Source organism: Shewanella electrica (assembly GCF_022321485.1).
GTDB classification, from domain to species: Bacteria; Pseudomonadota; Gammaproteobacteria; order Enterobacterales; family Shewanellaceae; genus Shewanella; species Shewanella electrica.
This window is the reverse complement of the sequence record NZ_JAKOGG010000242.1, coordinates 1-275: the sequence shown is the minus strand read 5'-3', so window position 1 is coordinate 275 and position 275 is coordinate 1. Positions and strand designations below refer to the sequence as shown.

At 64.4% G+C, this 275-nt stretch carries 1 protein-coding gene; it reads left to right on the top strand.

Annotated features, from left to right (window positions below; genetic code table 11):
• Window positions 1–275, top strand: a 275-nt coding sequence (locus L9G74_RS24115) for a DUF2921 domain-containing protein (RefSeq protein ID WP_238898609.1), incomplete at both ends; no start/stop codon positions are given.

Below are 275 nucleotides of genomic sequence, written 5' to 3'. Positions count from 1 at the left end.
CGCACTCGTCGGCGGCAGAGACGGAGCTGAAGGTGGGCGAGCAGTGCGGCCTCGGGATGAGCTTCTGGTTCCCGGCCGTGTGGACGATCCGGGACCGGAGCATCGTGGCCGGGCTGCTCTGGAACGCGAACCAGGAGGAGAGCGGCGGTAACAAGCACGCCGGTGCTTCGCTCTCCGGCGTGATGTCGGTGTCAAGCATCGACGGCGACGGGTACAACCGTAGGCGTAGCAACCTCACCGACGTCAAATACAACTACACGATGGTTGAGAAGGCG